At 65.4% G+C, this 8698-nt stretch carries 8 protein-coding genes; 5 read left to right on the top strand and 3 right to left on the bottom strand.

Going from position 1 to position 8698, the window contains the following annotated elements; translation table 11 throughout:
• The first annotated feature begins 428 nt into the window (after positions 1-428).
• Positions 429-1244: a hypothetical protein gene (locus GY937_28650; GenBank protein ID MCP5060686.1), complete on the top strand. Its 816-nt coding sequence runs from the start codon at positions 429-431 to the stop codon at positions 1242-1244.
• Here GY937_28650 and GY937_28645 read toward each other — a convergent pair.
• Entirely contained in the window at positions 1210-1716 is a 507-nt protein-coding gene (locus GY937_28645; protein ID MCP5060685.1) for a J domain-containing protein, read from the bottom strand. The genes GY937_28650 and GY937_28645 overlap by 35 nt on opposite strands.
• A gap of 3 nt (positions 1717-1719) precedes the next feature.
• Entirely contained in the window at positions 1720-3606 is a 1887-nt protein-coding gene (locus tag GY937_28640; GenBank protein ID MCP5060684.1) for an Hsp70 family protein, read from the bottom strand.
• 153 nt (positions 3607-3759) lie between these two features.
• On the opposite strand from GY937_28640, the gene GY937_28635 reads away from it, so the two are divergent.
• The 4 genes from GY937_28635 (at position 3760) to ruvB (ending at position 6941) form a co-directional block, all read left to right on the top strand.
• Complete coding sequence (locus GY937_28635) at positions 3760-4509, top strand: YebC/PmpR family DNA-binding transcriptional regulator (protein MCP5060683.1); 750 nt, start codon at positions 3760-3762, stop codon at positions 4507-4509.
• A gap of 155 nt (positions 4510-4664) precedes the next feature.
• Positions 4665-5222 carry a crossover junction endodeoxyribonuclease RuvC gene (gene ruvC, locus GY937_28630; GenBank protein MCP5060682.1) on the top strand — a complete coding sequence of 186 codons (558 nt, stop codon included), beginning with the start codon at positions 4665-4667 and terminating at the stop codon, positions 5220-5222.
• Between the two features lie 28 nt (positions 5223-5250).
• Positions 5251-5859: a Holliday junction branch migration protein RuvA gene (gene ruvA / locus GY937_28625; protein MCP5060681.1), complete on the top strand. Its 609-nt coding sequence runs from the start codon at positions 5251-5253 to the stop codon at positions 5857-5859.
• Entirely contained in the window at positions 5856-6941 is a 1086-nt protein-coding gene (gene ruvB, locus GY937_28620) for a Holliday junction branch migration DNA helicase RuvB (GenBank protein ID MCP5060680.1), read from the top strand. Before ruvA ends, ruvB begins: the two co-directional genes overlap by 4 nt.
• A gap of 114 nt (positions 6942-7055) precedes the next feature.
• Here the strand turns inward: ruvB and GY937_28615 are convergent, their stop codons facing one another.
• Complete coding sequence (locus GY937_28615) at positions 7056-8570, bottom strand: VCBS repeat-containing protein (protein ID MCP5060679.1); 1515 nt, start codon at positions 8568-8570, stop codon at positions 7056-7058.
• Positions 8571-8698: the final 128 nt, after the last annotated feature.

Here is an 8698-nt window from a genome sequence, read left to right as displayed (position 1 = left end):
GACTAGTGCCGTGGTTCGATCCATCTTGACGGTGGTGCCATCCCGAGATCGCCCCACAGCAGGACTCGTCGTGTCGCTGGTCAACCCGCGGGGGAGCGCAGGATGGTAGGACCACCTGAATTGGCCGATACAAGGGACTAGGGGGGACTGCCTTCGTGTTTTCGCTTCGAAGTCTCCGGCGGAGTTGTCACTTTGTACCTCATCGGGCATCGAATCCGCTGTCGTACCTCCCCTCCGCATCGGCCCCTCGGCGAGCGCTAGCGCCACCGCGCTCAGGGTCGCAAGGGTTGCGGATGCGCTGACATCCATGCCCGCGATGCGGGTGTCCAACCGGACGCCTACGGTCCCGACCACCGAATCGTGCGCCGCGGAGTGAATCTGCTGCGTCGTGGTACAATGGGTGACGGTTGGGGGGAGGAGGAATCATCGTGCCGAAGTCACGAAAATCTCCGTTCTTCGTTCTACTGCTCCTGCTTGCGTACGCGCCAACGGGCTCTGCGAGCGCGGGCCCCGTGGCCTTCAACTGGCAGCTCCGTCTGGAGGTCAACGTGGGAGCGGGCCCCAACTCGTCAGTCCAACTGCCCCCTCTCTCGGGGACTGGGATTGCCCAGGTCTCTGGGGGCGCTCTGTCGATCGCTCCGGGAGAGATCGTTGCCGCCATCCCGACGACGATGGGCTTCGGCGGCACGATCTCGAATGGCGCAGGCACCTTCTCCTCCGGTGCGGTCAGCTCCGGCTTCGCCTGCCCCAGCAACGCGGGTCAGATCGGCGTGGACACCGCCTGTGTGAGCAGCGGGGGCTTCGGTGGCCTGCTTTCGCTGTCGGGGCTCCTCCACCTTGGCCAGGGCCTGTCCTTGTGGGGCCTTGGGGGCACGAACGTCGGCCAGACCTCCTCTGGGCTGTTCCGCGCACTGCAGGCGGCTCCTTGGACGACGGGTTTCGCCAGTGCCTGGTACTTCCTGACGGTCGATCCCACGCCATTCGTGCTGGCGGATCGAGGCACATTCCGCGGGCTTCCGAGTACGTTCGCGGGGCCCGGTCTTCCCGGTCTCTCGCTCGTCGCGCCGATGGTCGTCTACTCGCCCATCGCGGTGCTCCCGGAGAACGCGCGCGGGATCGCCACGCTGAGCATCACCTTCGTTCCGGAGCCCCGCGTGCTGTTGCTAGGGGCCACCGCCGTCTTCGCGCTGCTCCTCTCGGCGCCGCGTCCTAGGATCCGCGGAGTTCCGTCAGCATCGCCTTGAAGTGAACGTTCTTCGGCTCGAAGGTCATCGCCATCTTCAGGTTCCGAATGGCTGCGTCCTTGTCACCGCGCTCCATGTCGTGCTTGGCGAGGGAGAAGAAGCGGCGCCCGTTCGGGGTCGTGCCTTCGTGCTGGTCGCGGGCTTGTTTGTCCGCCCGCGCGGCCGCGTCGACCAGCTGAATCCTGGCTCCGCCGCCTTCGTTTCGCATCGCATCGTAGGCCCGGCGGCGGCGAGGATCCCGGAGCACCTGGTAGGCCTCGGTGATTCGCTTGGAGATGGTGTGCACGTGGTCCGAGAGGTCGCTCTCGAGATTGCGGTTCACATCCGGATGGTAGCGACGCGAAGCGCAATAGTAGGCCTGCTTGACCTGCGAAATCTGGGCGGCCGGATCGATCTCCAGCAGCTGGTAGTAGTCGAGTTCATCGAGCAGGCCCGCCAAGGCGCGGACCTCTGTCGCCACGAGCTGGCCCATGGCTCAATCCTCGAGGTCGTCGGCGTTGGCCAGATCCGCGAGATCGACACCGGCTTCGTCGAAGAGATCATCATCGATCTCGAGCGCGTCGAGATCCGTCGGGTCGGTTTCGGCTGAAAGGAGAGGCTCCGAGAGATCGGGCGTTTCGGTATCGACCTTCAGGTCGTTGCCCGTTTCCGCGTTCGGGTCGACTTCTGCTTCCACGGCGCTGGCCTCTTCAGAAGGCTCGCTGAGGACCAACTCATCCCCAACCGGGAGTACGGCTTCGTCGGAACCGGCCAGAACCACGGCGTTGGCTGAATCGGGTGCGCCGGATGTCTGCACCCGCTCCGCGGGGCTCGCTCCGAGAATCTCTTGCATTTCCTCAGGGGAGAGCCCCGACGAGAGCGCGATCGCGGTGGTGGCCTCCTGGCCCGTCTCCTGGTCGCGCGCAGTCACATTCACGAGGCCGTCGCTGTTGATCTCGAAGGTGACATCGATCTGCACTTCGCCCCGACGTGTCTTCTTGAAGCCGCCGAACTCGAACTGGCCCAGTAACTCGTTGTCTTCGGCCTTCCGGGACTCACCCTGGTAGACCTTGATCTGGACCGACTCCTGGAAGTCTTGATAGGTGGTGAAGGTTCGCGCCTGTTCGATCGGTACCGGAGTGTTCCGCTCGATGACGGTCTCGGCGAGCCCGCCCGCTACGCCGATGCGCAGGGAAAGCGGCGTTACGTCCAGAAGGAACGCGTCGCCTTCTTCGACACCTCCGATCAAGGAGTTGGCGTGGATCGCAGCACCGAGGGCCACGACCTCATCCGGGTCGACGTCCGATTTCGGCTCCTGCTGGAAGTATTGTGTCACGGAGTCACGGATCAGCGGTAATCGGGTGGGACCGCCGACCAGGATCACCCCGTCGAGATCTCGCGCCACGAGGCCCGCTTGCTGCAGCGCCTCATCGCAGACCTTGAAGGAGCGCTGGATCAGGTCCATCACCAGGGAGCTGAACTCCTGGATGGTCACCATCCGCTGGAGGGTCAGGCTGTTGCCTTCGCTATCGGTCGCGATATCCGGAATGCGGACCTCGACCTCGTCGTCCACGGAGAGCCCCTTCTTGGCGTTCTCCGCAGCGAGCTTCAGTTTCTCCAGGGCAAAGGGGTCGCCTCGCAGGTTGATGCCGAACTGGCTGACGAACTCGTCGGCTAACAGGTCGATCACCCGGTCGTCGAAATCGTCGCCGCCGAGGTAGGTATCGCCACAGGTGGAGAGCACCTCGAAGACATCTCTTCCGATCTCGAGGATCGAAATATCGAAGGTGCCGCCGCCCAGATCGTAGACCGCCACCCGTTGCGAAAGGCCACGGCCGAAGCCGTAGGCAAGTGCGGCCGCAGTCGGCTCGTTCAACAGGCGCAGGACTTCCAGGCCGGCGATACGGCCGGCGTCCTTGGTTGCCTGGCGTTGATTGTCGTTGAAGTAGGCCGGCACGGTGATGACCGCCTTGCGCACTTCCTGGCCGAGATGCTCTTCCGCGATCGACTTCATCTCCCGCAGCACCATGGCCGAGATCTCCGGGAGGGAGAACTGTTCTTCTCGCACCTGGATGCGGACGGAGTGGTTCGGGCCCTCGACGATCTTGTAGGAGCAGATCGCCTGGGCTTTCTTCACTTCCTCCGAGAAGAAGAAGCGGCCGATCAATCGCTTGGCCGACGAGACCGTGCTCATCGGATCATGGATGACGTTCGCCTTGGCGGCGTTGCCAACCTGGACGGCACCGTCTTCCTTGAACGCGACCACGCTGGCCGAGATGCTCTCGCCGAACGCATTCGGCAGCACTTCGACGCTTCCGCCTCTCGCGATGCTGACGCACGAGTTGCTGGTTCCCAGATCGATCCCGATGGCGAGCTCCGCCATGGATGAGTCTCCCGACGCCTGGGGTAGAGGCGCGTCACCCCTGTGTGGCGAGCCCACCCCGACTAGCTGCGTATCGGCCGAACCTGCTGATTCCTGAGCCGTTTCCCGGCGGGGGAGGGTGCGCTACATCCGTCCCCCAGGAGGTCTGGGACCATGTCCGGTCACTCGAAATGGTCGACCATCAAGCGCAAGAAGGGCGCCGCGGATGCCAAGCGCGGCAAGATCTTCACCAAGCTGATCCGCGAGATCGCCACGGCGGCCCGGATCGGCGGCGGAGACGTGGATGCGAACCCCCGGTTGCGCCTGGCGGTCGACAAGGCCCGGGCCGCCAACATGCCCAAGGACAACATCCAGAAGGGCATCCAGAAGGGCACAGGGGGCGGCGAGGGTGAGGCGTATGAGGAGGCCACCTACGAAGGCTACGGCCCCGGGGGGACCGCCGTCCTCGTCAGCGTGCTCACCGACAATCGGAACCGGACCGTGAGCGAGGTGCGCCATGTCTTCTCCAAAGCAGGCGGCAACCTCGGGGAGAACGGCTGCGTGGCCTACCTGTTCGAGAAGCGCGGCCTCCTGGCGTTCGACGCTTCTGGCATCGACGCGGACGCCTTGATGGAGGCCGCTCTGGAAGGCGGGGCGGAAGACGTGGTCGAGGGCGAAGAAGTGCTCTCGGTCGTGACCAACCCGGCTGAATTCGAGGGCGTGAAGCACGCCTTGACGGCTGCAGGCTTCGAACCCCAGCAGGCGGAGATCACCATGGAGCCCAGCACGACCGTCGAACTCGACGGCAAGGATGCCGAGGCCATGCTCAAGTTGGCCGATGCCCTGGAGGATCTGGACGACATCCAGGCCGTGTATGCGAACTACGACATTGCGGACGAGGTGCTCGCGGAGCTCGCCTCCTGATCACGGAGATGGCTGGCTTCCTGGGCCGGCTTTCCTACCCTGCGGTTGTTCCCCAGCGAATTCCTCGCGAAAGTCGGCCCCTCCACCGGGTTCTCGAGGCAGCTCCGGGTCGATGCATTCGGCCGTGGAATTTCTGAACGAGGTGGAGGCCGGCCGTGGGTGACGAGACGCTACGGATCCTTGGGATCGATCCGGGCTCCCATGTGACGGGTTTCGGTGTCGTCGAACGGATCGGTTCCAAGGTTCGCCACGTTGCACACGGAACCCTGCGTCCACCGCGCACCCAGGATCTGGCGCATCGCCTGGGCTTCATTCATCAGGGCCTTTCGGACGTCGTCACGTTGCATGCGCCGGAGCTGGCGGTGGTGGAGAGGGCATTCGTCGGTTCGAACCCGCGAACCGCGCTGGCGTTGGGGCAAGCCCGCGGCGCGGCGTTGGCGGTGTTGGGCGCGGCGGGGCTGACGATCGACGAGTTGACACCGGGGGAGATCAAACGGGCGGTCGTCGGGACGGGCAGCGCCGAGAAACGCCAGGTGCAGCAGATGGTGAAGCGATTGCTCGGGCTCGATGCCGAACCCGCTGAAGACGCCGCGGACGCACTGGCCGCCGCGATCTGCCGGGGCCATACGGGAAGGCTATCGGGCCTGGTGCGCGGGGCTCGTCCCCGGAGCAGGCGCCCGCGCTCGGAGTATGTCGTGCGGCGGGCGCGATGATGCAAGGCTCTTCCGCTGGAGAGATCCGATGATTGCGAGAATCGAAGGCAACCTGCTCGAGAAGGCTCCGACCCGCGTCCTGATCGACGTCGGCGGTGTGGGCTACGAGCTTCTGGTTCCGCTCTCCACCTTTTCCGCGCTCCCCGACGAGGGAAAGACGGTGGCCTTGCGCGTCCACACCCATGTTCGCCAGGAAGCCTTCGTTCTCTACGGCTTCGCTACCGCCCAGGAGAAGGCGGTCTTCGAACTCTTGCTGCATGCCAGCCGGGTGGGTCCGAAGCTGGCCCAGACGATTCTATCGGGCGTCGAATCGGGGGAACTCATCGAAGCGATCCGATCGGGCCAGGTGGTCGTGCTTCGTTCTGCACCGGGCGTCGGTGCAAAGATGGCCGAGCGAATCGTGGTGGAGCTGCGCGATCGCGCAGCGGATCTCGAGCTCGAGCACACGTTGCCGCAGCGGCCTCGTCTCGAAACGCTGGAGAGCGGCGCCAGGCAGCAACTGGTTTCAGCGTTGGTCAACCTGCAGACGCCCAAGGCCAAGGCGGAGCGCGTTGCCGATGAAGTCGTCGGTGCCGAGGGCGAAGACGCGCCGATCGAAGATCTGGTGCGCGCTGCCCTGCGGAGCCTCGCGCGATGACCGCCCAGGAAGATCCCTTTGGCGGCAACGCGGCTGACGAGTCGGAAGAGCCTCTGCGCGGAGACCTCAGCGGCGAAGTCAAGCCGGGCGAGCGGAGCCTGGAAGACGCCCTGCGCCCGGGATCCCTGGATGAGATGGTCGGCCAGGATCGCCTTCGCGAAAACCTGGCCGTCTTCATCGCGGCGGCCCGGGGCCGCGGCGAATCCCTCGACCACCTTCTCTTCTACGGGCCGCCGGGCCTCGGCAAGACCTCCCTGGCCCGGATCGTCGCTCGCGAGATGGGCGCAGAATCCCGGGCGACCAGCGGCCCGGTGCTCGAGCGCGCGGGCGATCTGGCCGCGCTACTGACCAATCTCGAGCTTGGCGATGTGCTCTTCATCGACGAGATCCATCGGCTCCCGGCGGCCGTCGAGGAGATCCTGTACCCGGCGATGGAGGATTTTCAGCTCGACCTGCTGATCGGGCAGGGTCCGAGTGCGCGCTCGATCCGAATCGATCTGCCGCGTTTCACCCTGGTGGGAGCGACGACCCGGGCTGGGTTGCTCACCTCCCCGCTGCGCGATCGCTTTGGTTGGTCGGCGCGTCTGGATTTCTACCCGCCCGACCAACTCGAGGCCGTTCTCAAACGCTCGGCCCGGTTGCTAGGCGTCGAACTCGGCGTCGATGCGGGAGTCGAGATCGCCCGACGCTCCCGAGGCACGCCTCGCATTGCAAACCGGCTGCTACGGCGGGTGAGGGATTTCGCCGCCGTGCGTGATGGCGACGACGATGGCATCGACGGCGAGTTGGCGCGCTACGCCCTCGAACGCCTCGACGTGGACGACGCGGGCTTCGACAAACTCGACCGTGCGTTGCTCCTTACATTGATCGAGAAGTTCGAAGGCGGTCCCGTCGGCCTCGATACGCTGGCCGCGGCGATAGGCGAAGACAAGGGCACACTGGAAGACCTGGTCGAACCCTTCCTCATTCAGGGAGGCTTTCTCGACCGTACGCCCCGCGGCCGCGTTGCCACGCGCCTCGCTTTCAGCCATTTCGGCCTCCAACCGGGCGATCCGATCACCGGCCAACGCAAGCTCTTCTAGAGCGACGAGGCGGAGACGTTCTTTCCGCTGTTTCCGTTGATCGGCTTCCCGCTTCGCGGGAAACCGATCAACGGAAACAGCGGAAAGAACGTCCCCGCCTCGGCCGCCTTCTCGCTAGCGGCTTCGGATCACAGGGCGGGTTCCGGGGAGGCGGCCCCGGTTGATGGCAATGTGGACGCGCCCCTCGAGATCGAGGGTGTCGTAGGTGACCAGATCGTGGAGGCCGTCCCCGTCGAGATCGGCGATCAGGGCCAGATCCGAAAAAGGGAGGCTCTGGCGGGCTACGGGTGGGCCGAAGCGGGGGCCGGCCTCAGCGACCTGGCCGAGGCGGATCTGCACCGCATCCGGGCCGTCGCCGTGGATCAGGTCCCGCCGTCCATCGCCGTTCCAATCGCCGCGCAGGTCTGGCAGCAGTCCCTGCACCCGTTGCGTGCTGAAATCCAGAGGCACGCGCAGGGTCGTGGCCCAGCTTTCGACCGGCTGCCCGAGCGCTTTCTCGGGGAAGTGGAGAATGCGTAGGTCGGCGCTTACCCGCCGCGTGGTCAAGACCCGGGCCAGTTGGAGAATGCCGAAGGGTACGACGGTTTCGAAGATCTCCTTCCGGCCGTCTCCGTCGAGGTCGAAGACCTCCAGGCCGCCGAAGCCACCGTCGTTGGCGAATTCGGCGATCGGGGGGCCGGACGGATCTGCGCCGCCTGGCGCGCCGGATCCCGCGTAGATCCGGGTCGTGGTTCGACTCTCGAGGAGGGTGCCGACGCTTCGGTGTTCGACGACCTCGGCGCGGCCGTCGCCATCCAGATCCTCGATGAAGGCGCGCAAACGATGGGTCTCGTGGCGCCGCTCGTCGTTGAAGGAGAATGGTCGAAAGCGTGCCCGACGGCTCGGTTGGTTCCCGAGGCCCGGAGCGCCCGCGTGGAAGACCCACAAATCGAAGCGGTTCGAAGCGAAGAGGTCCGGAATGCCGTCGCCATTGTCATCGGTCCGAACGATTTCCGGCCACACGAAACGGGCCGTCGCGTAGCCCTCATAGATGGGCCGCGTGGGGGCCATCGTCTCGTACTCGCTCAGCACGGGAAGCGGAAGCAGCCGGGGCGGTCGGTCGTCCAGGGGGACGAGCAGCGCGCCGTTCCAGGTAGGGACCAGCGCCGACAGGCGACCCTCGCCCTCCCAGTTTCGGACCGCCTCGAGCCGCGAGAGTTGGCGGGTGCGGCGTGGTAGCGGGAGGGGAGGGCGAAGGGCGATCTGGCGCAATGGCGTGCCGTCGATCACGCGTTGGATGCGGAGTTCTCGAGGCGTGATCAGCAAGGCCTCGAGGCCGGCCGCCGGATCGAAATCGCCGACATCCACGGCGAAGACTTCGGCCGGCACGACGAAACCCGCGAGCGGGCGAGGCACGTCCCCAGGCCCGGCAGCCTGCCCCGGCGGAAGGGCAGAGAGGTGCCGTATCTCGTTGGGCGGTGTGCCCTCGACGGAGAGGACGAGGAGCCATTCTCCGGCCTTCTCGGCCACGGAGAAGGCCTCGACCGGCCTGCCTTCTACCCGAGAGGTGCTCACTGCGAAGGCATCGTCTTCTGCGTGGATCGGCGCAGCGCCGAAGAGAAGCCCCTTCAGCAGGAGAGCTAGCCCCAATCCGTCGTTGTGAGGTGAACGCCGGACATTGAAATGGCCCTGTGAGTGTGAGATGAAGGAGTTACAAGGCTTCTCCACCGACACCCAACAAGGCCACTTCAGTGCGATTGATTCAAGGCTCTATTCGG

Source organism: bacterium (genome assembly GCA_024228115.1).
Classification (GTDB): Bacteria; Myxococcota_A; UBA9160; order UBA9160; family UBA6930.
Note: the sequence above shows the minus strand (reverse complement) of the source record. Positions and strands in the feature narration are given on the sequence as shown.